The sequence below is a fragment of the Mannheimia varigena genome (genome assembly GCF_013377235.1).
Taxonomy (GTDB): Bacteria; Pseudomonadota; Gammaproteobacteria; order Enterobacterales; family Pasteurellaceae; genus Mannheimia; species Mannheimia varigena.
In genome coordinates, this window is sequence record NZ_CP016226.1 from 577,158 (window position 1) to 598,715 (window position 21,558).

At 38.4% G+C, this 21,558-nt stretch carries 25 protein-coding genes; 8 read left to right on the forward strand and 17 right to left on the reverse strand.

What is annotated here, in order from left to right:
* Positions 1-10: 10 nt before the first annotated feature.
* Both A6B40_RS02535 and A6B40_RS02540 read right to left on the reverse strand, forming a co-directional pair.
* Complete coding sequence (locus A6B40_RS02535; RefSeq protein WP_025217560.1) at positions 11-1,063, reverse strand: rod shape-determining protein; 1,053 nt, start codon at positions 1,061-1,063, stop codon at positions 11-13.
* Positions 1,064-1,175: 112 nt separating this feature from the next.
* Entirely contained in the window at positions 1,176-1,805 is a 630-nt protein-coding gene (locus tag A6B40_RS02540) for a LysE/ArgO family amino acid transporter (RefSeq protein ID WP_138317075.1), read from the reverse strand.
* A gap of 100 nt (positions 1,806-1,905) precedes the next feature.
* On the opposite strand from A6B40_RS02540, the gene udk reads away from it, so the two are divergent.
* From udk to A6B40_RS02555, 3 genes are all read left to right on the forward strand, one after another.
* Entirely contained in the window at positions 1,906-2,553 is a 648-nt protein-coding gene (udk, locus tag A6B40_RS02545) for a uridine kinase (RefSeq protein ID WP_025217562.1), read from the forward strand.
* Positions 2,554-2,562: 9 nt separating this feature from the next.
* Complete coding sequence (gene dcd, locus A6B40_RS02550) at positions 2,563-3,144, forward strand: dCTP deaminase (RefSeq protein ID WP_025247879.1); 582 nt, start codon at positions 2,563-2,565, stop codon at positions 3,142-3,144.
* Between the two features lie 96 nt (positions 3,145-3,240).
* Positions 3,241-3,399: a DUF1328 domain-containing protein gene (locus tag A6B40_RS02555; protein WP_025217564.1), complete on the forward strand. Its 159-nt coding sequence runs from the start codon at positions 3,241-3,243 to the stop codon at positions 3,397-3,399.
* Between the two features lie 81 nt (positions 3,400-3,480).
* Here the strand turns inward: A6B40_RS02555 and A6B40_RS02560 are convergent, their stop codons facing one another.
* Positions 3,481-4,407: a LysR family transcriptional regulator gene (locus A6B40_RS02560; RefSeq protein ID WP_176671461.1), complete on the reverse strand. Its 927-nt coding sequence runs from the start codon at positions 4,405-4,407 to the stop codon at positions 3,481-3,483.
* Positions 4,408-4,518: 111 nt separating this feature from the next.
* Complete coding sequence (gene asd, locus A6B40_RS02565) at positions 4,519-5,634, reverse strand: aspartate-semialdehyde dehydrogenase (RefSeq protein ID WP_176671462.1); 1,116 nt, start codon at positions 5,632-5,634, stop codon at positions 4,519-4,521.
* Positions 5,635-5,797: 163 nt separating this feature from the next.
* On the opposite strand from asd, the gene sodC reads away from it, so the two are divergent.
* Positions 5,798-6,337 carry a superoxide dismutase family protein gene (gene sodC / locus A6B40_RS02570; protein WP_176671463.1) on the forward strand — a complete coding sequence of 180 codons (540 nt, stop codon included), beginning with the start codon at positions 5,798-5,800 and terminating at the stop codon, positions 6,335-6,337.
* Between the two features lie 90 nt (positions 6,338-6,427).
* Positions 6,428-6,730, forward strand: coding sequence for a hypothetical protein (locus A6B40_RS02575; RefSeq protein WP_025217568.1), 303 nt, complete (start codon positions 6,428-6,430; stop codon positions 6,728-6,730).
* 516 nt (positions 6,731-7,246) lie between these two features.
* On the opposite strand, the gene iscX is transcribed toward A6B40_RS02575, so the two are convergent.
* The 10 genes from iscX to iscR form a co-directional block, all read right to left on the reverse strand.
* Entirely contained in the window at positions 7,247-7,441 is a 195-nt protein-coding gene (iscX, locus tag A6B40_RS02580) for a Fe-S cluster assembly protein IscX (protein ID WP_006248391.1), read from the reverse strand.
* On the reverse strand, positions 7,441-7,782 hold the full coding sequence (gene fdx, locus A6B40_RS02585; RefSeq protein ID WP_025217569.1) for an ISC system 2Fe-2S type ferredoxin: 342 nt from the start codon (positions 7,780-7,782) through the stop codon (positions 7,441-7,443). Before fdx ends, iscX begins: the two co-directional genes overlap by 1 nt.
* A 16-nt stretch (positions 7,783-7,798) precedes the next feature.
* Complete coding sequence (locus tag A6B40_RS02590) at positions 7,799-8,164, reverse strand: Imm51 family immunity protein (protein ID WP_025217570.1); 366 nt, start codon at positions 8,162-8,164, stop codon at positions 7,799-7,801.
* Positions 8,165-8,173: 9 nt separating this feature from the next.
* On the reverse strand, positions 8,174-10,027 hold the full coding sequence (hscA, locus tag A6B40_RS02595; RefSeq protein WP_176671464.1) for a Fe-S protein assembly chaperone HscA: 1,854 nt from the start codon (positions 10,025-10,027) through the stop codon (positions 8,174-8,176).
* Between the two features lie 59 nt (positions 10,028-10,086).
* A complete protein-coding gene (locus A6B40_RS02600) occupies positions 10,087-10,719 on the reverse strand; it encodes a DUF2625 family protein (protein WP_176671465.1) in 633 nt (210 codons plus the stop codon).
* A 34-nt stretch (positions 10,720-10,753) separates the two neighbouring features.
* Positions 10,754-11,275 (reverse strand): Fe-S protein assembly co-chaperone HscB, encoded by a 522-nt coding sequence (gene hscB / locus A6B40_RS02605; RefSeq protein ID WP_176671466.1) that lies wholly within the window; start codon positions 11,273-11,275, stop codon positions 10,754-10,756.
* 9 nt (positions 11,276-11,284) lie between these two features.
* Positions 11,285-11,608, reverse strand: a complete 324-nt coding sequence (gene iscA / locus A6B40_RS02610; RefSeq protein ID WP_025217574.1) for an iron-sulfur cluster assembly protein IscA — start codon at positions 11,606-11,608, stop codon at positions 11,285-11,287.
* Positions 11,609-11,716: 108 nt separating this feature from the next.
* Positions 11,717-12,100 carry a Fe-S cluster assembly scaffold IscU gene (gene iscU / locus A6B40_RS02615; protein WP_025217575.1) on the reverse strand — a complete coding sequence of 128 codons (384 nt, stop codon included), beginning with the start codon at positions 12,098-12,100 and terminating at the stop codon, positions 11,717-11,719.
* A gap of 30 nt (positions 12,101-12,130) precedes the next feature.
* Positions 12,131-13,351, reverse strand: coding sequence for an IscS subfamily cysteine desulfurase (locus tag A6B40_RS02620; RefSeq protein WP_176671467.1), 1,221 nt, complete (start codon positions 13,349-13,351; stop codon positions 12,131-12,133).
* Between the two features lie 56 nt (positions 13,352-13,407).
* The gene (gene iscR / locus A6B40_RS02625; RefSeq protein ID WP_025217577.1) at positions 13,408-13,860 is read right to left on the reverse strand and encodes a Fe-S cluster assembly transcriptional regulator IscR; all 453 of its coding nucleotides are present in this window, start codon (positions 13,858-13,860) and stop codon (positions 13,408-13,410) included.
* 353 nt (positions 13,861-14,213) lie between these two features.
* Here iscR and A6B40_RS02630 point away from each other — a divergent pair, with 353 nt between their 5' ends.
* Both A6B40_RS02630 and A6B40_RS02635 read left to right on the forward strand, forming a co-directional pair.
* Positions 14,214-15,554 (forward strand): outer membrane protein transport protein, encoded by a 1,341-nt coding sequence (locus A6B40_RS02630; protein WP_176671468.1) that lies wholly within the window; start codon positions 14,214-14,216, stop codon positions 15,552-15,554.
* A 63-nt stretch (positions 15,555-15,617) separates the two neighbouring features.
* Positions 15,618-16,172 (forward strand): methylated-DNA--[protein]-cysteine S-methyltransferase, encoded by a 555-nt coding sequence (locus A6B40_RS02635; protein ID WP_176671469.1) that lies wholly within the window; start codon positions 15,618-15,620, stop codon positions 16,170-16,172.
* A 12-nt stretch (positions 16,173-16,184) separates the two neighbouring features.
* Here the strand turns inward: A6B40_RS02635 and A6B40_RS02640 are convergent, their stop codons facing one another.
* From A6B40_RS02640 to A6B40_RS02650, 3 genes are all read right to left on the reverse strand, one after another.
* Entirely contained in the window at positions 16,185-18,026 is a 1,842-nt protein-coding gene (locus A6B40_RS02640) for an ATP-binding protein (RefSeq protein ID WP_176671470.1), read from the reverse strand.
* A 55-nt stretch (positions 18,027-18,081) separates the two neighbouring features.
* On the reverse strand, positions 18,082-19,641 hold the full coding sequence (locus A6B40_RS10100) for a subtype B tannase (protein ID WP_218064531.1): 1,560 nt from the start codon (positions 19,639-19,641) through the stop codon (positions 18,082-18,084).
* 120 nt (positions 19,642-19,761) lie between these two features.
* A complete protein-coding gene (locus tag A6B40_RS02650; RefSeq protein WP_176671471.1) occupies positions 19,762-20,625 on the reverse strand; it encodes an EamA family transporter in 864 nt (287 codons plus the stop codon).
* Between the two features lie 176 nt (positions 20,626-20,801).
* Here A6B40_RS02650 and A6B40_RS02655 point away from each other — a divergent pair, with 176 nt between their 5' ends.
* Positions 20,802-21,557 (forward strand): alpha/beta hydrolase family protein, encoded by a 756-nt coding sequence (locus A6B40_RS02655; RefSeq protein WP_176671472.1) that lies wholly within the window; start codon positions 20,802-20,804, stop codon positions 21,555-21,557.
* Position 21,558: the final 1 nt, after the last annotated feature.

Sequence of the window (21,558 nt, forward strand, 5' to 3'; positions counted from 1 at the left end):
AAAGAAATGATTACTCATCAATGCTAAACACATCACCACCATGCATATCTATCATTTCTAATGCTTTACCGCCACCACGTGCTACACAAGTTAATGGATCTTCTGCAACGACCACTTGAACACCGGTTGAATCAGACAGTAGACGATCTAAGTTATGTAATAATGCCCCACCACCAGTGAGAACCATACCTCGTTCAAAAATATCAGCCGCTAATTCTGGAGGACATTGCTCTAGTACTGATTTAACAGCTTCAACAATACCATTTAGAGGTTGTTCAATAGCTTCCAATACATGTCTTGAATTTAATTCAAAAGTACGCGGTGCACCTTCTGATAAGTTATGACCATGAACTTCTATTGTTTTAACGTCATCTTCAGATTCTATCTTAGCTGTAGCAATCTCTTGCTTAATTCTCTCAGCAGTTGCTTCACCGATTGCAGAACCGAAATGACGGCGAACATAAGCAATAATAGCTTCATCTAATTTGTCACCACCGATACGAACGGAAGTTGAATAAACAATACCATTTAAAGAAAGCACCGCAACTTCTGTTGTACCACCACCAATATCAATCACCATTGAACCCATAGCTTCGTGAACAGGTAAACCTGCACCAATTGCAGCCGCCATCGGTTCTTCAATTAAGTAAACTTCTCGAGCACCGGCACCAATAGCTGATTCTTTAATTGCACGACGTTCTACTTGCGTTGCACCTGCAGGTACACAAACTAACACACGTGGGCTTGGGCGCATAAAGTTGTTACTATGTACTTGTTTAATAAAATGTTGTAACATTTTTTCAGTTACAAAAAAATCAGCGATTACTCCATCTTTCATAGGACGAATAGCCATTATGCTTTTAGGTGTGCGGCCTAACATCAATTTAGCGTGAGAACCTACCGCAGCAATACTTTTTAACGATCCCATTCTATCTTGACGAACAGCAACCACTGAAGGTTCATCTAATACAATACCTTGACCTTTAACATATACTAATGTGTTCGCTGTTCCGAGATCGATTGAAAGATCGTTTGAAAATAATCCTAAAAATTTTTTAAACATAAAAAAATCCGTCAAAATAAAAAATGAGTTAAATCACGCACATTCAATAGTGCGAACATTGCTGTTAATATATCAAAAAATAGCCCTATTCAGCAATGAAAAATTTTGGCTGTTAGAAAATTTGCTGTATCAATCGGTAAGCATAAATCAGCAAACTAAAAGCAATAAAATACATAATCAAGCCTGTAATTGCATCTAAAATTTGCCAAGTTCTGCGTTTCGCAAAATAAGGGGAAAGTAAACCAGCTCCATAGCCTACACCAAAGAACCAGAGGAATGAGCAGACCAACGCACCAGCTAAAAACAGCATTTTACCGTCAAAGTCCAATTTTCCACCAATACTTCCTACAATCACAATGGTATCAATATAGACGTGAGGATTTAAGAATGTAATCGCAAAGGTAACCATTAAAGCTTTTTTTAGGCTTTTAGCATTTTCCCCACCTGCAACAAGATAATCTCCGCTTTTAAATATGCTAATAAATGATCGGCTGCCATAAGTGAATAAAAAAATAGCCCCTAAGAGCGAAATAATTAAGCTGAGAATAGGTAATTCCGAAATAAGAGTACCTAGCCCTAATACACCAATAGTCATTAAAAATACATCGCCTAAAAAGCAAACAAGAGCAATCCAAAAAACGTGTTGTTTTAAAATCCCCTGCTTGAGTAAAAAGGCATTTTGTGCCCCGATAGAGACAATCAATCCAAAACAAACAATAAATCCTTGAATAAAAGTACTCATTTTTTCCTCGAAATCAATTACAGGCGGTCGATTATACAGAAAATTTTGCAAAAATTCGGTATAATTCACGTAATACATTTAAGCTGAATAGGAAAATTTTATGAACGATACTATCCAACAACCATCTTGTGTTGTTATTGCTATTGCTGGGGCTTCTGCATCAGGAAAAAGTCTGATTGCCTCAACTATTTATAAAGAGCTGAAAAATGAATTAGGAACGGATAATATCGGCATTATTTCTGAAGATGCTTATTATCGAGATCAATCCCATTTAACAATGGAAGAACGCATCAAAACCAACTACGATCACCCTAATTCAATGGATCACCATTTACTCGTTAATCACCTACGTCAACTAAAACAAGGTAAAGCGATTGAAATTCCAGAATACGATTACACCGAGCACAATCGTAAAACCACAACTAAACACTTCGAGCCGAAAAAAATCATTATTTTAGAAGGTATTTTACTTTTGACTGATGAAAATATTCGTAATGAGCTGAATGTGTCTATTTTTGTTGATGCCCCATTAGATATCTGTTTTATCCGCCGTTTACAACGCGATATGGTTGAACGTGGGCGCTCAATGGAATCCGTTATTACTCAATATCGTAAAACGGTCCGCCCAATGTTTTTACAATTTATTGAACCATCAAAACAATATGCGGACATTATCGTACCAAAAGGCGGAAAAAACCGTATTGCTATTGATATTCTCAAAGCCCAAATCAAACAGTTACTCAAATAGGAGCGAAATATGCGTTTATGCGACACCGATATTAAACGTTACTTAGATGAAGGTATCATAAGCATTACCCCTCGTCCTTCTAATGACAAAATTTCTGGAGCAACCGCAGATGTGCGTTTAGGTAATTCATTTCGTGTTTTCCGTGAGCATAAAACGCCTTACATTGATTTGAGTGGCCCACGTGAGGAAGTTGCAGCTCAACTAAATAAAGTGATGAGTGATGAAATTATTATTAGCGATAACGAAGCCTTTTTCCTACATCCTGGCGATCTTGCTCTTGCTACTACGCTTGAATCAGTCAGCTTACCTTCCAATATTGTCGGCTGGTTAGATGGGCGCTCCTCACTCGCAAGGCTTGGTTTGATGGTTCACGTTACTGCTCATCGAATTGACCCAGGTTGGGAAGGGAAAATTGTCTTAGAATTTTTCAATGCAGGGAAATTGCCTCTTGCCTTGCGCCCTAATATGGCAATTGGTGCATTAAGTTTTGAAATATTAAGTGGAAATGCTGAAAAACCATACAATGCTCGTAAAGATGCAAAATATAAAAATCAACAAAGTGCTGTTTCTAGCCGAATTAATCAGGATTAATTTAAAAATTTTAATTAAATACTACCGCTTGCAACGGTTATTTAGCTGTGTTACATTCAAAGTGCATTAATCAAAAACATACATAAGGAGATTACTATGTTACATTATGCTGTAGTATTTTTTATCATCGCCATCGTGGCAGCATTCTTTGGTTTTGGCGGCATAGCTGGAAGTGCAACTGAAATTGCAAAAATCCTATTTTTCGTCTTTTTGGTTCTTACCGTTATTTCTTTCTTATTCAAACGAAAAAAATAGAAAAGCGAATTACTGAATTTTATAGAACACAGCATTTTGCTGTGTTTTTATTTTTTATATAATTCTAAATATTAGACTATATTACTCCAATACCAGTAAACCAGGTAAAGTGGCAAAACTTTGATCTTTAACGGTATTGTGAAAATCATCTAAGTAGGCAAGAGTGGAGTCTGTTTCACGAACTGCTCCATAGAGATTGCTATATAAACCTTGTTGCGTAATTTTGCGTGCAACTACATAGCCTCTGTCCAAATAAGGTTTAACTGCCCAATAAGGCAAAGCTGCCACCCCTCGACGGCTTGCTACAAGCTGAATAATAGCAATTGTTAATTCACTATTACGGCGAGTTACTTTAATCCCCGCAGGGTTTAGCACTTTACGCAGTAAGTCAAGCATATCATCTGGCACAGGATATGTAATGAGGGTTTCATCTTTGAAATCTTCTGCTTCCCACACTTCTTTTGCTGAAAGTGGGTGATCTTTCGAACAAATTCCCACCATTTCATAAGAAAAGAGAGGCTTACAAATAATGCTTGAATTATCCTCAACTTCCGACACAATCGCCAAATCTGCCCTATGACTTAATAATAAGCCTACTGTATCCGTATGGAAGCCCGACACAATATCCAACTCCACTAATGGCCAATGCTGGCGAAAGGTATCCATTGCAGGCATTAACCAGTCGAAACAAGTATGGCACTCCACCGCTACACGTACTTCGCCCACCTCACCTTGTTTTACCCGAGCCAAATCAAGCTCCGCTTCGATCACTTGTGGCAAAATATTGTAAGCAAGACGAATTAAACGTTCCCCTGCTTGAGTAAAGCGAATAGGAGAGCTTTTACGTTCAAACAAGGTGAGATCGTATTGATCTTCAAGCAGTTTAATTTGATGGGAAAGGGCGGATTGGGTTAAATGTACACGTTTCGCCGCCAGTGACACACTACCGCTCTCTTTTAAGGCAATCAGTGTTCGTAAATGGCGAATTTCGAGGAAAATGGGTTTCATAATTTATTCATCTAAAAGTGAAAAAAGATGAAAAGAATTATAACAAACAAGCGGTCAAATTCTGCAAAAAATTTACAAAATCTGACCGCTTGTAAGCGCTATAAAAACAAATTATTTAGTTAATTGCACCAAAATACGGCGAACCGGCTCTGCTGCACCCCATAATAATTGGTCGCCCACGGTGAATGCCGCTAAGTATTCACCACCCATCGCTAATTTGCGTAAACGACCTACCGGTACGCTTAATGTGCCGGTGACTTTTGCCGGAGTTAATTCACGCAATGTAGTTTCTTTGTCGTTTGGAATCACTTTCACCCATTCGTTGTGAGCAGCGATAATTTGCTCGATTTCTGCTAATGGGATATCTTTTTTGAGCTTGATAGTGAACGCTTGGCTGTGGCAACGCAATGCACCGATACGCACACATAAACCATCAACCGGGATTGGATTTTCGCTTAAACCTAAGATTTTGTTGGTTTCAGCGTAGCCTTTCCATTCTTCTTTGGTTTGTCCGGTTTCCGGAAGTAATTTGTCGATCCAAGGAATTAAGCTGCCACCTAATGCTGCTCCGAAGTTTTCGGTTGGGAAATCATCTGCACGCATTTTTGCGGTAACTTTGCGTTCAACCTCTAAAATTGAAGAGGCTGGATTTGCTAATTCAGCTTGTACAGAATCACGCAATTCGCCCATTTGTGAGAGCAATTCACGCATATTTTTCGCACCAGCACCTGAAGCTGCTTGGTAGGTTGCAACAGAGACCCATTCCACTAAATCTTTTTCGAATAAGCCGCCGATTGCCATTAACATTAAGCTAACGGTACAGTTTCCGCCTACGAAAGTTTTAATACCGTTTTTTAAGCCTTCTGAAATCACGTGTTGGTTTACAGGGTCTAACACGATAATTGCATCATCTTTCATACGAAGTGCTGAGGCTGCATCAATCCAGTAGCCGTTCCAGCCACTTTCTTTTAATTTTGGATAGACTTCGTTGGTGTAATCACCACCTTGGCAGGTCACGATGATGTCTAATTTTTTTAACTCTTCGATATCAAAAGCGTTTTTTAACTCGCCAGCATCTTTGCCTGCAAAAACCGGGGCTTTTTGACCCGCTTGTGAAGTGGTGAAGAAAATCGGGTTGATGTTGGCGAAGTTATTTTCTTCCACCATACGATCCATTAAAACAGATCCCACCATTCCACGCCAACCAATAAAACCTACATTTTGCATTATGTTTGCTCCTAAAATAATTGTTATGAATAATTATGAATAAATACAAGATTTTTATTGAAAAATCAATGTTTTTTATTGATTTACAAAATTTTGACAAAATTTAACCACTATGGTTAAAATAAAGTGCCAATCACGGCTTATCTATGAAAAAGGAAGTCTTATGAAAATGAAAACAGCACTAGCAATCGCATTAGGTTCTTTATTCAGCTTTTCAGCAGCAGCCACAGAACCAGCAAAAATTGTTGTTCAAGTTCAACAACTAGATGTAGAAAAAGGCAATAAAGATGTTGGTACAATAGAAATTACTGAATCTAAATACGGCTTAGTATTTACCCCAAATTTAAAAGATTTGACAGAAGGCTTGCACGGTTTCCATATTCACGAGAATCCAAGCTGTGATGCAAAAGAAAAAGATGGAAAACTCACAGCAGGTTTAGCTGCTGGTGGACACTGGAATCCTAGCAAAGCAGAACATCACGGCTTCCCGTGGTCTGATGATGCTCATTTAGGCGATTTACCAGCATTAACGGTTTTACACGATGGTACATCAACAAACCCTGTATTAGCGCCGCGCTTGAAAAAATTAGATGAAATTAAAGGCCGTTCATTAATGATTCACGCTGGTGGCGATAACCACTCAGATCACCCTGCTCCACTTGGCGGTGGCGGTGCTCGTATGGCATGTGGTGTAATTAAGTAATATAAAAAATAATGAAGTGCTAGTTTTTTATTTATTCTAGCACTTTATTTTTAATTTAGACTAACCTGTTTTATTTAATCGAGAAACACCATGTCGAATTTAAAGAAACTATCCCAACCCAAAAACTCTCGAAAAATTATTCCTGAACAAATACATTTTTCTTTAAATTCTCCAGTTTACATTCCTCTTTTTTTAGCTGACCGTACACTAAAAATCCAAGCAGTATGGCAATTAGAGTTAGAAAATGGTAAACGTGATTCTGGAAAAGTGAAGCGTAATCGAATTCAATTATCTAATTTACCAAAAGGTATTCATAAATTAATTCTGATTGTAGGTAAACCTTTACTATTAAAAAGCGCAAGTATTTATCAATGTCAAATAAATGTCTCCTAATATTATTTTGAGATTGAAAGAATATTAAAATTATTTACCTTGAGAAAGGTTTATGTTTTATTTATCAATAATGTATTTTTAAAAAATACATTTTTTGAATTTTTAAAAAAAAGCCTTAATAATTATTTTAAATTCTCTATATACTTAATGCTTATTTCTTATTTTTGGGGAGGAGTATTTAATAACGATTTAAGGTTACCCAATATTGGTGTATTGTACAGAGAGAACTATGATATTTATCTGCTAATTATTGTTGAGTTTATTACTCAAACAGAATAATCATACCAAATTAATTCAGCATTTAATTTTGGTTTGAGGATAAATGTTTTATTACAGCCTACATATTTATAGGGGTAAGTATTTTAGGAAATATTGGCAAAAGAGCGGTTTTATGTGCTTTTTACCAACTATTTCCTATATGCTTTTTATCTAAAAAGCTTTTAAGGCGTAATCACCTTCATATACACTGGTTTTTATTTACTATTAAAACTTAAACTTAATACTTTAAGTTCCTTTTTATTCGTACTCTTCTAACCAAATGGTTAAAATCGCTTCGAGAATATGTTCGTTTGATGCTTCCGGATCGTCATCGAAATCTTCCATTTCACAAATCCATTTATGCATATCAGTAAAACGTACGGTGGTTGGATCTAAATCTGGATTCATATCATACAGATTTTCTGCGATCATTCGGGTATCTGTCCATTTCATTAGTGTGCTGCCTCATTTGCGTGGTTTAAGTTATATTTTGGAATTTCAACAACAAGGTCTTCCTCGCCGACGATACATTGGCAGCTTAAACGGCTGTCCATTTCTAAGCCCCAAGCCTTGTCTAACATATCTTCCTCTTGGTCTGTTGTGTCGTTTAACGAATCAAAACCCTCACGAATAACCACGTGGCAAGTGGTACAAGCACAAGAACAGTCGCAAGCGTGATGGATTTCAACACCGGCATCGTGTGCAACCTCTAATAAATTATCCCCAGCTTTAGCTTCAACAACCATACCCTCTGGGCAGAACTCTTCGTGTGGAAGAAATACAATTTTTGGCATCTTAATTTTCCTTTAATTAATCCCATTCAATATTATCTATATGCTCACCGATGAAGTTTAAAATTTCGTCTTCATTTTCAACCAAATAGACAATAATATTTTTTAATTCTCTCGCTTTTTCTTTGCTTTTCTCCGAAAGCGGATAAGTTACATAATAGCACCCTGCTTCAGGATCTTCCTCTAATAACTCCAATAGGCTTGGTCGATAAATACTGAGATAAGCTCTTAAAAATGCCGCCCAATTATAGCCGTTCATATAAGCGACGCCATATTCAGAATTAATTCGCTCGCCCAATTCAAAAATACGGTTATCTTCTAAATCAAATTCCACTGCAACGGTTCTAAACTGCTCTGAGAGTTCAGTTTTTACATAGTTAGACATAAAAACTCCTTATGCTAGGTCGTCCATTTTTTTCCCTGCCAACGCTTTTTGAATAGATAGATTCATACGACGAGCGGCAAATTCTTGCGTGGCTAAGTCTAAATCTTTAATACCTTGCTGAATAGCTAAGCGGTCAGAACCGGCTTTTAGTTCGATTAATCGGGCTAATTCCGCTTCAATCGCCTGAAACTCTTCCACGCTTAAAACTTCCGCTCCGTCTTCTTTCAACGCTGTGACCACGCTGTCAATCACACGATCAGCCTCAACACGTTGCTCAACAAGCTGGCGAGCTTCCATATCCTCTTTCGCATTCGTCATTGAGGATTTAATCATCTGCGTGACCTCTTCATCGGTTAAGCCGTAAGATGGCTTAATTTGAATGGAAGCTTGCACTTTGGTGGATTTTTCCATCGCCGTAACATTTAGTAAACCGTCAGCATCAACTTGATAAGTCACTCGCACCTGTGCCACACCTGCCGCCATTGCCGGAATGCCACGTAAGCTGATTTTGCCGAGCGAACGACAATCTTCCACCAACTCACGCTCGCCTTGTAGCACGTGGATTGTCATTGCGGTTTGTCCGTCTTTGCCGGTGGTAAATTCTTGGGCTCGAGCAACAGGAATCGTGGTATTGCGTGGAATAATTTTTTCCACCAATCCGCCCATTGTTTCAATACCGAGCGAAAGCGGCACAACGTCTAGCAACAGCATATCTGCATCAGGTTTATTGCCGACTAAAATATCCGCCTGCACCGCCGCACCAATGGCAACCACTTTATCAGGATCAATTGAGGTTAATGGTGTTTTGCCGAAAAATTCGCCCACTTGCTCACGCACAAACGGCACGCGAGTTGAACCGCCCACCATTACCACTTCTCGTACTTCTTCGGCTTCCACACCGGCATCTTTTAACGCACGGCGGCAAGTCATTAAAGAACGTCTTACAAGCGGTTGAATTAACTCATTAAATTGCGAACGGCTCACGCTGCCTATCCAATTTGCAAAATTTACTTCAATTTCGACCGCTTGTGATAATGCCACTTTGGTTTGAGTGGCAAGGGTAAGTAACTCACGCTGCTCGCTCGCAGTTTGTGGTTTGTGATTGGCTTGTTCGGCAATCCAATCCGCTAATAAATGGTCGAAATCATCGCCACCAAGAGCAGTATCACCAGCGGTTGCCAATACTTCAAACACTCCTTTACGTAAACGCAAAATAGACAGATCGAAAGTACCACCACCTAAGTCGTAAACTGCAATCAGGCCTTCTTGTCCGCTATCTAAACCGTAAGCAATCGCTGCTGCAGTTGGTTCGTTTAATAAACGTAATACATTTAAACCTGCAAGACGTGCCGCATCTTTGGTGCTTTGGCGTTGAGCGTCATCAAAATACGCCGGCACGGTAATTACCACGCCTGATAATTCGCCACCTAAACGCTTTTCTGCAAATTGTGCTAAATGGCTTAAAATATCCGCCGACACCTCGATTGGGCTTTTGTTACCTTGTGCTGTTTGAATAAGTGGTAAACCATTTTCCGTTTCGGTGAATTGATAAGGTAAATTTTGGTAACGATTTTGCACATCCACCAACGAACGCCCAATCAAACGCTTTGCTGAAATCACGGTGTTTTGCGGATCTAATGCTGCCTTTTCAAAGGCTTCCACCCCAACAGTTTTCTCCATTTCAGCATAATGCACCACAGACGGCACTAATGCTCTCTCTTTTTCATCAAGCAACACCTGAGCCTGCCCACTACGAACAGTCGCTACTAAAGAATTTGTCGTGCCTAAATCAATTCCCACAGCTAATCTATGTTGATGTGGTGCAGCTGTTTGACCCGGTTCAGAAATTTGTAATAATGCCATTATATTTTTATCTCTCTAAATTCTATTGCTCTGTCCCCTTGTGGGAAGTGAGTAAATATTTAAGCCACCGAATATCCCATATTTTCAGGTGCGAATACACCTTGGTAATGACGTTCAAGCGGCACAGCAATTTTGCTGTTTAAGTCTAAAATTTGATGACCTTGTAATTTTTCCACATCAGCTTGCCAATTTTCCCAGCGTAATGCGTTGTAAAAATCGTTTAAATCGCCCGCTAACGCCCAGCCTAAAAACTCAGAATAGCCGAAATTTAAATTTTCCCATTTATGCGTTTTCGGGTGATGGTAATACACTTTGCCGATATCTGAGCCAATTCCACCTGCATTAATGGCAAAATAACCACCAATCGCATCATCAGCGATTAATAAATGGCTTGGCTGCTCGCCCGATTGTTTAAATGTTTTACCAAAGTTCCAATCGAATAAGCCACGAGGTAATTTCTCATTACCCGAGCCTAAAATGCGTAACCAACCGTGATCAATTAATACTCCACCTGTTTCATAAAGCATTGCTCCAAGCGGAGAGCGAGTAGAAAGCTGCATTCCGACTAATGCCGTGCCAGCATCTTCAGAATAACTTGCCAAAATCTGGTAATGGTTTTTTGCTTGGGTAAACCAGTCTCTTAAAATTAACCAAGCGGATTGTTTATCTAATAATTCTTCTAAACTTTTCATTTGCAAAATCCTAATAAAATTAGACCGCTTGTATTTACATTTCAAACAATTTTTCTTCTACTTTCTCAATTTGAATAATCAACTTTTTGAAATAGCGTAATTTATCGGTTAGGGCATTGGCTTTTTGCCATTGTTCTGCATTTAATTCTGTTTCAAGCTGTTGTAATACCACTTTTTGTTCTGTTTTAATCTGTTTTAAAAAAGCGGTTAACTCAGTTTCATCTTTACGATATTCAATGGTTTCGAGCTTTTCGTGCCATTCAAGCTGTTGCATTAAGAAATCCACATCTCGCATACTTTTTTCTTCGAGATTTTTCGCTTCGCCTGTGTAGATTTCAATAATCGCTTCCGCTCGTAAAATGGGATCTTTAAGGATATTTAGTGCATCGTTCACATCTGCGGATTTTTGCACCGCTTCAAGTTGTTCCGCACTTGAACGGCTGGCAAAATTATCCGGATGAAGCTGTTTTTGTAAAGCAAGATAACGCTCAGAAAGCTGGGCGTTATCAAGTTGGAATTGAACAGGCAAATCAAAAAGCGTAAATGGGTTACTCATCTATTCTCCTTACACACTAAAACTTTCGCCACAACCACATTCATTTTTGACATTTGGGTTGGTATATTTAAAGCCTTCGTTTAAGCCTTCTTTCACAAAGTCTAATTGCGTACCGTTAAGATAAGTGAGGCTTTTTTCGTCCACAATCACTTTTACCCCGTGTTGCTCAAATACGTGATCGTCTTCATTTAATACATCAACAAATTCCAGTACATAGGCTAACCCCGAACAACCTGATGTTTTCACGCCGAGCCTTAAGCCAATGCCCTTTCCACGGTTTTCTAAAAATGTACGAACTCGGTTTGCGGCGGCTTCTGTTAAGGTAATACTCATAGCTGTCCTTATGTGAATGGATTAAATCAAGATAGAAATAGCAAATGCAAGCGGTGAAATTTTGCAAATTTTTTGCAAAAATCGACCGCTTGCATTCATTGTATCATATTACTTCGCTTGTTTTTCTTTATAGTCTGCGATTGCTGCTTTAATCGCATCTTCTGCAAGAATTGAACAGTGAACTTTTACTGGTGGTAATTCTAACTCTTCTGCGATGTCGCTGTTTTTAATTGCACCCGCTTCATCTAAAGATTTACCTTTTACCCACTCAGTGATTAATGAGCTTGATGCGATTGCAGAACCACAACCATACGCTTTAAAGCGTGCATCTTCGATGATACCTTGATCGTTTACTTTGATTTGTAAACGTAAAATGTCGCCACACGCCGGAGCGCCCACCATACCTGTACCGATGTCTGCAGCTTCTTTATCGAATGTACCTACGTTGCGTGGGTTTTCGTAATGATCGATTACTTTTTCGCTATATGCCATTTTTGTATTCCTTCCAATTTAATTTATTAATTAATGATGGTTCCATTCGATTTTGCTTAGATCCACACCGTCTTTAAACATTTCCCAAAGTGGAGAAAGTTCACGTAATTTCACAATCGCTTTTTTCACGATTTCGATAGTGTGATCGATTTCTTCTTCCGTTGTCCAACGACCTAATGTGAAACGAATTGAGCTGTGAGCTAATTCATCATCACGGCCGATAGCACGTAATACGTAAGATGGCTCTAAACTTGCAGAAGTACAAGCTGAACCTGATGATACGGCGATATCACGCAATGACATCATTAATGATTCACCTTCAACGAAGTTAAAGCTGATGTTTAAGTTTGAACCTACACGTTTGCCTTCTTCCATTGAGCCGTTTACATACACTTCTTCGATATCTTTGAAGCCGTTGTATAAACGGTCACGTAATACGGTTAAACGAGCCATTTCGCTTGCCATTTCTTCTTTAGCAATGCGATACGCTTCGCCCATACCTACGATTTGGTGAACAGGTAATGTACCTGAACGCATACCACGCTCGTGACCACCACCGTGAATGATCGCTTCTAAGCGAACACGTGGTTTACGGCAAACGTATAAACCGCCGATACCTTTTGGTCCGTATAATTTGTGGCTTGAGAAAGACATTAAATCTACATTTAAGTCTTGTACGTTTACTTCGATTTTACCTACAGATTGGGTTGCATCTACGTGGAAAATGATTTTCTTCGCACGGCAGATTGCACCGATCTCTTTGATTGGTTGGATAACACCCATCTCATTGTTTACATGCATTACTGACACTAAAATGGTATCCGGACGAATCGCAGCTTCAAATTTTGCTAAATCTAAGATACCATCTTCTTCAGGATCTAAGTAAGTCACTTCAAAACCTTCACGCTCTAACTGACGGCAAGTATCTAATACCGCTTTGTGTTCAGTTTTAACTGTGATGATGTGTTTACCTTTTGTTTGGTAGAAGTGTGCAGCACCTTTGATTGCAAGGTTGTCAGATTCTGTTGCACCTGAAGTGAATACGATTTCACGGCTGTCGGCACCGATTAAGTCTGCGATTTGGTTACGAGCCACATCAACCGCTTCTTCCGCTTCCCAACCAAATTTGTGCGAGCGAGAAGCAGGGTTACCAAAGATACCGTCTTTGGTCATATATTCCATCATTTTTTTCGCAACACGTTCGTCCATTGGCGTGGTTGCCGCATAGTCCAAATAAATTGGTAATTTCATTGTTACTCCTAGTTAAAACAACTCACAAGCGGTTGTTTTTATTAAAAATTTTGCAATTAGTGATGATGAGGGCGTTCGTGACAATGAGCTTTTTCACAATCGTGATCTGCATGTTCTGCGGCTAAATCTGCCACTGAAATTGTCCCTAAAAACTGCTCAATTTGATCTTCTAATCGCTCCCACAAAGAATGCGTTAAACATTGAGAATCTTTACGGCAGTTACCGCTACCCTTACATTTAGTAACATCAATATTTTCATTAACCGCAGAAATAATCATTCCTACGCTAATTTCTTCTGGGTCTTTACCTAATTGATAACCGCCCCCCGGACCTCGAACGCTCTGCACAATACCATCTCGACGAAGCTGTGCGAAAAGCTGCTCTAAATAAGAAAGGGAGATCGCTTGGCGATCTGAAATATCCGCTAAACTTACAGGCTCTGATTTACCGTGTAAGGCAATATCTATAATAGCTGTTACTGCATAACGCCCTTTTGAGGTAAGTTTCATAAAATATCCTCATAGTTTTACCTAGAAAAAAGTCTCTAGGATAATGTGTAAATTTTGATATAACCTACCAATTTAGTCAATCATTTAGTACTAATTAGTGTGAAAGGTTTTATATATTAAAAAAAGTAAAAATATTATACGAAAAAATAACTCCAAATACCAAAGAATAAACTTATTTCTAAACAATATAACTTCATTACTATTTATATTAACTGATCGGAACAGTTGAAATTTTGTAAAAAGTGATTGATAGCATACGCCTTGCTCTCTAAAATCGGTCCGTTATACTTTTTAACAATCCCCAATTTATTATTGATAACTAATTCTTTTTCATATTATTTAAGAGACTTATTATGAAAATTTTTTCAAAAACATTACTTGCATCATTAGTTACACTTTGTTCAGCAAACGCTGCTCAGGCGGCGGCCTTCCAATTAGCTGAAGTTTCAACATCCGGCTTGGGTAGAGCTTATGCAGGTGATGCTGCTGTAGCAGATAACGCTTCTGTTGTGGCAACCAACCCTGCATTAATGACATTATTCAAACAAACTGAGCTTTCTGCGGGTGGAGTTGTTGTAAATCCTGATGTTGATGTTGATGGCTCTCTCGGTGGCGTATTCAAGGCTTCACAAAAAAATATTATTCCTACAGCAGTAGTTCCAAATTTATACATTGTTTCTCCAATCAATGATCGTTTCGTCATTGGTGGTGGAATGAACGTAAACTATGGTATGAAGTCACACTTCGATCCTGATTTCAATGCCGGTATGTACGGCGGCAATACCGAATTAAAAGTAATCAATTTTAATTTAAGCGGTGCTTATAATTTAGGCTATGGTTTCAGTGCTGGCGCAGGCTTAAATGTGCTTTACTCCGAAGCAGAATTTATTCGTCATTTAGGCATGGGCGGTAAATTATTATCTCAAAGTCCTATGCTACAAGCGGCAGCCCCTATGGCAGCAGCTTCGCTTAAACAAATGCAGAATAATATTGAACTTGCTCGTGTTAAAGGTGATAAATGGAGTCTAGGTTGGAACGCAGGTTTAATGTATGAAATCAATGAAAGAAACCGTTTAGGTGTTGCTTATCACTCAGCAGTAAATGTGAAATTTAAAGGTCATTACTCCAATGCCTTCCCAACGGCATTTAATCCTTTGTTAGCCAATCCAATCATTGCAGAACAAGCAAAAATGAGCCAAGCAACCAGCGGACACGAGATCCCGGGTCGTTTAACATTACATCTTCCAGCTTACTGGGAAATTTCAGGTTATCACAAATTAACCGACAAGTTAGCAATGCAATATAGCTACAAACGTACAGAATGGGAAAAATTCAAAGCCTTAACCGCTTATGGCGAATCAGGCAATGTCCTTCTTCATAAAGAAGAAAATTACAATGATTCTTCGCGTGTTGCATTAGGTTTCTCTTATGATGTAAACGAAGCATTAACCTTACGTACAGGTATTGCGTATGATGAAACAGCAAGTGTAAGAAGTCCATCTATTTCAATTCCTGATACAGATCGTACTTGGTACACAGTTGGTGCAACTTACCGTTTCACTCCGAACCTTTCTGCTGATTTAGGCTATGCTCACCTTAGAGGTTCAAAAAATAGCTTTAAAGAAGGTAGTGCCGTATTTAATGTTAAATCACGAGCTAACCTTTACGGCTTAAACGTAAACTATAAATTCTAATTTAATGAATTAATGCAAAAAGAGGTGTAAACTAAATTACACCTCTTTTTTATTGGATTAAAAATGAAATCTCAAATTTACTACGATTATTACCAAAGCCCTGTGGGTAGATTACTTTTACTCGCCCAAAACGAAGGGTTAATTTATATTGAATTTGAACAAGAACAACGCACAACTTCTGTTGAGTCATTTACCAAAGTACCCCCCGCAAGTGGTGCAATTTTAGAAATTTTTTGCAAAACAAAAGAGATTTTAGACCGCTATTTTGCAGGGGAAAAAATCCCTTTTCAGCAGTTAGATTTTCTTGCTCCACAAGGTACGGAATTTCAACAGTCTGTTTGGAAAATTTTGCGTGAAATTCCTTACGGCGAAACCACAACCTACGGTGAAATTGCAAAAAAATTAGGCAAGCCAAGTGCTATGCGTGCGGTAGGCGGAGCGGTTGGGCGTAATCCTATTTCTATTCTTATTCCCTGCCATCGGGTGCTCGGTAAAAATCAGGCATTAACCGGTTTTGGTGGCGGGTTGCCAAATAAACGTTTTCTGCTAACGTTGGAAGGAATAGCCTATCAAGATAAAGGGATTGAGTTTGTGAATCCCAAAATAAAGAAATGGTAGCATAGGACGCACTCAGTGCATCTCTACATATTCCTTAGCTAATTGTAAATCAGTCTGCCATTCGGAATAAATCACACTTACCCATTGTGCAATATTTTGCTCCCACTGCTCACCATTATCTGATTGAGCAAGTTGAGCAATTTGTTGTAGTTGATGTAACCCAACCGATGCCAATGCCCCTTTGATTTTATGAGCTTCGTCCGCCGTTAATTTACGGCTTTCAGCAGAATTTGTGATTTGCCAATCAGTTAAATAACGCTGTAAATTTTCCAAATAAGCTGGCATTAACTCAGCAAATAAATCCATATTAGCAAGAACATTCGCTTTCCCCATTACCTCAACCAATTCATTTAACATTGTGATGTTATAGGCTAAACCCTCAGAATTATTATCTACAATCGGTTGTTTTTCTTCATTTTTTTGCAAAAAGTCATTATCAAAATAGTGATTTAGGCAATTCAATAAGGCTTCTAAAGAGAGCGGCTTACGAAGTACATCGTCCATACCTTGTGCTTGATAATCTTTTTGATTTTGAATGACATTCGCCGTTAAAGCGATAAGTAGCGGTAAATAATCAATTTCCTCGTTTTCATAACGGTTTCTTAATGTTTGTGCAATATCAAAACCTGTAGTATCTGGCAATTGAATATCTAACAAAATTAAGTCATAGCTATTTTGCTCAAAGCATTTAAAAGCTTCTTCTCCTGTCATTGCGACATCAACCTCACAGCCCACTTTTTCTAACATTGCTTGAGCCACTACCACATTCATCTCAATATCTTCAACTAAAAGTACTTTTAATCCGTGCTTTTGAATATCTAATTCAGGCTTAGTTTCCGTACTTTCTGCGTGAATAGTTAGGGTAAAGGTTGAACCTTGATTTTCTTGGCTTTTTACCGTTAAATCGCCGCCCATTAATTTCGCAATACGCTTGGAAACTGATAAGCCAATACCACTCCCCTGTGCTTTTTTCTCTTTTGAGTTTTCGGCTTGGTAAAACATATCAAAAATTTTGCGTTGTTCTTTTTCAGGAATACCAATGCCCGAGTCCGCCACGCTAAAGCTGAATTGCTCTTTCTCTAATTGGCAAATTTCCAGCAAAATTTGACCGCTTGTTGAGGTAAACTTCACGGCATTACTGATTAAATTCCATAAAATTTGGCTTAGACGGGCGTAGTCTGTATAAATATATTTAGGTAAATTAGGTGGATATTTTAATTTAAAATCAATATTTTTATTTCCCGCCATAAAGTTGCCGAAATTGGCGATATCTTGAATTAATTGCTCAAATTCAACCTCTTTTCTAAACAACTCAATGCGGCTACTGTCAATTTTTTCTAAGTCGATAATATCGCCAAAAATATGAGCCAACGCTGTTGCACTCATATTAATAGTTTTAAGATATTCTTGTTGTTTTTCACTCTGTTGCTCATCAAGCAAAATTTGGCTTAAACCGATAATGCCATTCAGCGGTGTGCGTAATTCGTGGCTGATAGTTGCCATTAAGATCGTTTTATCTCGGTTATTTTTCTCTAATTTAGCGTGGAGATAAGCATCTTGCTCTCGAAGCTCTTCCAGATCTTTTACTGCTTTTTCTAAGCGTAAACGAGAACGCTCCAACTTTTCGACTAAAAGTGTAAAAAAATAGAGTACAAAAGGAGCAGAAATTAAGCCAAATGCGATGGAACGTAAGATATCCACCACAACTACTCTGCCTATAAATAGATAAGTTAATCCACTTTGAATTAAAATTGCGGAAATGGCGACCACAAAAAAACCGAGTAAAGAGGCTCTTAATCGCCCTAATCTTAATACCCAATTTACATATTTTTGACTAAATTTTTTTACTTGCATAATCTTCAATCCATAAAAAAGCAGATCTTTCGATCTGCTTATTCTACGCTATTTTTTACTTTTTGCCTTTTGCGATTTTATCAACCCATTGGAATAGCTCTTCTAAGTCATAATCGCCTGAATGTGGCACTCCCCACGGGGTTTCATAGTTCACGTTTTTACCTGCCATTTGTAGTTTAATCGCTAGAATAGCTGAAATGGCGAGGGAGGTATCGCGATCTGCTGTCCCTACTCGAATTCGCCAATGTTCTGCGGCATTTGGATTATCTACATAATACATTGGGTTCATTCGCTTCACAATTTGCGGATCAGCTAAATTAATATCCTGATTTGATGAACGTTCTGCACTATAAAGCGTGAAATGGCGATTGTTTTCCATATATGTACCAAATAAATTATTTTCGCCGGAAGTCGCATTCAACGCATCAAACGCAGGTGGTGATTTCATTCGTTTATCTGAAAATACATAGCCAAACCAATCTACATTGCTGATTTTACCCTTTTCAAAAGATAACCAACTAATTTCTTGAAAGGATTTTTGTTCCTCACTATTTTCCGCTAATTGACCATAGGCTTTATTTGCAGAATGCTTAATAACATTTGCTAAATAATCTTTAAAAGAACCATTGCCTTTTGGATCAAGCATTAAGGCATTTCCGTTTTCATCTTGCAGGTGCAAACTATTTAAATAAGTGGGAAAACGCTCAGCAAGCTCATTAGATAGCTTAATTTCTGCCTCACTCAATGTACCTTCAATTTTAGGCATCGGTTTTGAGCGGTCATTAAATTCCGCTGAATTTAATTTACTCATATCAATACGGCTAAATTCATTTACACCGTTAAATTGCCACTCATATGCTATATCTGCATTTTCAAGATTAGTAATAGGTGCATAAGCCGAAACAGCAAAGATTTTATCACTCGCTTTTAATGCTCCAATTTCATTGAAATAAGGCTCATAATCAAAATGATCGGCTGAAGCCCCTAACAAGGCAGATAATGCTCCTCCCGCACTGGTACCGTTTGCGATAATTTTATTGGCATCACCCGGCATTTTTTCATCATTAGCGTGTAAATATCGCACTGCTGATTTTAAATCGATAATGGCAGCCGGAGCTTTGCCGATAAATTTTCCGTCTTTTTGTAACGTACGCCCACGAGCTCCGACACTTGCTACCACATAGCCTTTTGAAAGAGCTGCCAAAATCGCACTTGGGGAACCATCACGTCCTTTGGTTTCAAAACTCGCTGCCTTAGCCGGCATATAACCACCTACCGAATTTGGCAAGAAAATCGGTGCAGTATTCATTTTATAACCATTGTTCTCACCTTCATTATAATAAGCTTCAGGCACATAAAGATTGAGTGTTTGGTATTCAGGAGCAACAGGATTGCTCACATAAACAATTCGTTCAAAAGCACGAAATTGGATTTTCTCGCCATTTACTTCTGCTTCAACAGAACGAGCGTTTTGATCATTAAACGTTAAATCGTAACCTGAGTCGGTTTTGTTAAAGAAAGGGGTAGGTTCTAATAGTTTTTCTGTGGTATTTGCAAAGGTTTGAGACACAAAAATGCTAGAGATAATAAATACAGGCAAGGCTTTTAGTTTCATTCTTTTTCCCTTTTTGAAATAGGTGCCTATAAGACTTACAAGCGGTCAAATTTGTTCAAAATTTTACACTATTTTGGGAGAAAATTAAGGGCGAACTAATGTTCGCCCCAAAATTAAACCTTAACGCCAATAAAATAAACAAATAATAGCCACAATCGCAATAACCACTCCTAAATAGTTCACTTTATGGATTTTCTCTTTAAAGAAGAATGCTCCAACGAATGTACCTAAGCAGATAACCCCTAAGTTCATTCCGGTGAAAACGAGGGTTGGATCATCTTTCATTGCTTGGTGAGCTTGAATGTAGAACAAAATATTACCGAAATTCAACACACCTAACAGTAAACCGACTAACACGCTTGGTACGTGCCATTGGGTGCGTTTTAGCAGTAAGTAGATAAACATAAAACAACCCGCTCCAATAAAGGCAATGGCTAGAGTAACGGGGAATGCCGAGCCGGATTTGGCGATCTGTTTGAATAAAATATCATTTACGCCATAACCTACCCAAACAAGGAAAAGGCTGATAATCGCAATTTTACCGCCTTTTTCCATTCCTTGATTGCCTTTCCAAAGCAAGCAGCCCAACGCCACAAACGCCAAGAACAGAGCAATTAATTTATTATTCGTAACTTGCTCGCCAAAAATGGTGAATGCTGCCAGAATTGGTAGAAATAATGACAAACGTTGTGCCGCATCAGTGCGGATAATCCCTGCAAACTCTAATGCTTTTGCTTGCACTAAGAAAATAGTTGGCAGTGTAATACTTAAAATCACAAAAATATAAGCAGACGGATTAGTCGCCATAATTTCGGTAATAGATTGACCTTGAAAATCAGGCTTGAGTAATAGGAATGTCATTGTTGTAGTTACAATATAGTTTACCGCGATGCTTTGATCGATCCTAATGCCTTTTTGGCGGGCGTATTTAATTAATACCCCCACCGTAACACTACATAAAATAGCGAAGATAAGTTGTAACATTTTTAGCTTTCTCCTTTTAAAAATGAAGGCTGTATTCTATTAATAGGATTAAATTTTCGCTAGTAGCAAGCGGTTAAATTTTGCTAAAAATTTGCAAAAAAGTAGAGAGATCCGACCGCTTGTAAAGGAAAAATGCTAAAATACTCCTTATACAAGCAGAATAAAAGTAAATAGATATGGAAAAACTCTTTGATATTAACGAACAAGGTTTTAGCATCCGCTGTAAGCTCTTTTATGAAAAAGATCTTCACAATATTGAAAATGTGGTACTCATTTTGCACGGTTTTGGGTCTTCAAAAGATTTAAAATCGAACACTAAATTTGGCGAGCGTTTAACCTCAAAATATAAAGGCTATGCAGCGATTGCCTTTGATTTCCCTTGCCACGGAGCCGATGCCCGCAAAAAACTTTCCGTTGCTGAATGCCAAACCTATTTGCAAATTGTGATCGATTACGCCAAAAACACGCTGAATGCGAAAAATATCTATGCTTACGGCACAAGTTTTGGTGGTTATTTAGCATTAAAATATATTGCCGAGCACAGAAATCCATTTCGTAAAATCACCCTAAGAGCCCCAGCTATACAAATTTATCATTCATTGATGAATCGAATGAGCGAAGAAGAACGCCAGAAATTAGCAAAAGGTAAGGAAATTTTGTGGGGATTTGAGCGTAAAATGAAAATCAGCCACGAATTTTTTGATGCGTTAGCCGCAAGCGATATTACCCAAAACGATTATTTGGATTATGCCGAGCAGATTTTAATTCTGCACGGCACAGATGATGAAATGGTGCCGTTAAGTGTTTCACAACAATTTGCCGATAATAATGTGATTGAGCTAATTCCGATTGAAGGGGCTGATCACGCCTTTTCTAATCCCAAATTAATGGACGTTGCTATCGGCAAAATTGTCGATTTTTTTGCTCCCTAAC

Excerpts from the sequence above, each read along its gene's own strand:
- A6B40_RS02535 (WP_025217560.1), bottom strand. The coding sequence starts at position 1,063 with ATGTTTAAAAAATTTTTAGGATTATTTTCAAACGATCTTTCAATCGAT.
- A6B40_RS02540 (WP_138317075.1), bottom strand. The coding sequence starts at position 1,805 with ATGAGTACTTTTATTCAAGGATTTATTGTTTGTTTTGGATTGATTGTC.
- udk (WP_025217562.1), top strand. The coding sequence starts at position 1,906 with ATGAACGATACTATCCAACAACCATCTTGTGTTGTTATTGCTATTGCT.
- dcd (WP_025247879.1), top strand. The coding sequence starts at position 2,563 with ATGCGTTTATGCGACACCGATATTAAACGTTACTTAGATGAAGGTATC.
- A6B40_RS02555 (WP_025217564.1), top strand. The coding sequence starts at position 3,241 with ATGTTACATTATGCTGTAGTATTTTTTATCATCGCCATCGTGGCAGCA.
- A6B40_RS02560 (WP_176671461.1), bottom strand. The coding sequence starts at position 4,407 with ATGAAACCCATTTTCCTCGAAATTCGCCATTTACGAACACTGATTGCC.
- asd (WP_176671462.1), bottom strand. The coding sequence starts at position 5,634 with ATGCAAAATGTAGGTTTTATTGGTTGGCGTGGAATGGTGGGATCTGTT.
- sodC (WP_176671463.1), top strand. The coding sequence starts at position 5,798 with ATGAAAATGAAAACAGCACTAGCAATCGCATTAGGTTCTTTATTCAGC.
- A6B40_RS02575 (WP_025217568.1), top strand. The coding sequence starts at position 6,428 with ATGTCGAATTTAAAGAAACTATCCCAACCCAAAAACTCTCGAAAAATT.
- iscX (WP_006248391.1), bottom strand. The coding sequence starts at position 7,441 with ATGAAATGGACAGATACCCGAATGATCGCAGAAAATCTGTATGATATG.
- fdx (WP_025217569.1), bottom strand. The coding sequence starts at position 7,782 with ATGCCAAAAATTGTATTTCTTCCACACGAAGAGTTCTGCCCAGAGGGT.
- A6B40_RS02590 (WP_025217570.1), bottom strand. The coding sequence starts at position 8,164 with ATGTCTAACTATGTAAAAACTGAACTCTCAGAGCAGTTTAGAACCGTT.
- hscA (WP_176671464.1), bottom strand. The coding sequence starts at position 10,027 with ATGGCATTATTACAAATTTCTGAACCGGGTCAAACAGCTGCACCACAT.
- A6B40_RS02600 (WP_176671465.1), bottom strand. The coding sequence starts at position 10,719 with ATGAAAAGTTTAGAAGAATTATTAGATAAACAATCCGCTTGGTTAATT.
- hscB (WP_176671466.1), bottom strand. The coding sequence starts at position 11,275 with ATGAGTAACCCATTTACGCTTTTTGATTTGCCTGTTCAATTCCAACTT.
- iscA (WP_025217574.1), bottom strand. The coding sequence starts at position 11,608 with ATGAGTATTACCTTAACAGAAGCCGCCGCAAACCGAGTTCGTACATTT.
- iscU (WP_025217575.1), bottom strand. The coding sequence starts at position 12,100 with ATGGCATATAGCGAAAAAGTAATCGATCATTACGAAAACCCACGCAAC.
- A6B40_RS02620 (WP_176671467.1), bottom strand. The coding sequence starts at position 13,351 with ATGAAATTACCAATTTATTTGGACTATGCGGCAACCACGCCAATGGAC.
- iscR (WP_025217577.1), bottom strand. The coding sequence starts at position 13,860 with ATGAAACTTACCTCAAAAGGGCGTTATGCAGTAACAGCTATTATAGAT.
- A6B40_RS02630 (WP_176671468.1), top strand. The coding sequence starts at position 14,214 with ATGAAAATTTTTTCAAAAACATTACTTGCATCATTAGTTACACTTTGT.
- A6B40_RS02635 (WP_176671469.1), top strand. The coding sequence starts at position 15,618 with ATGAAATCTCAAATTTACTACGATTATTACCAAAGCCCTGTGGGTAGA.
- A6B40_RS02640 (WP_176671470.1), bottom strand. The coding sequence starts at position 18,026 with ATGCAAGTAAAAAAATTTAGTCAAAAATATGTAAATTGGGTATTAAGA.
- A6B40_RS10100 (WP_218064531.1), bottom strand. The coding sequence starts at position 19,641 with ATGAAACTAAAAGCCTTGCCTGTATTTATTATCTCTAGCATTTTTGTG.
- A6B40_RS02650 (WP_176671471.1), bottom strand. The coding sequence starts at position 20,625 with ATGTTACAACTTATCTTCGCTATTTTATGTAGTGTTACGGTGGGGGTA.
- A6B40_RS02655 (WP_176671472.1), top strand. The coding sequence starts at position 20,802 with ATGGAAAAACTCTTTGATATTAACGAACAAGGTTTTAGCATCCGCTGT.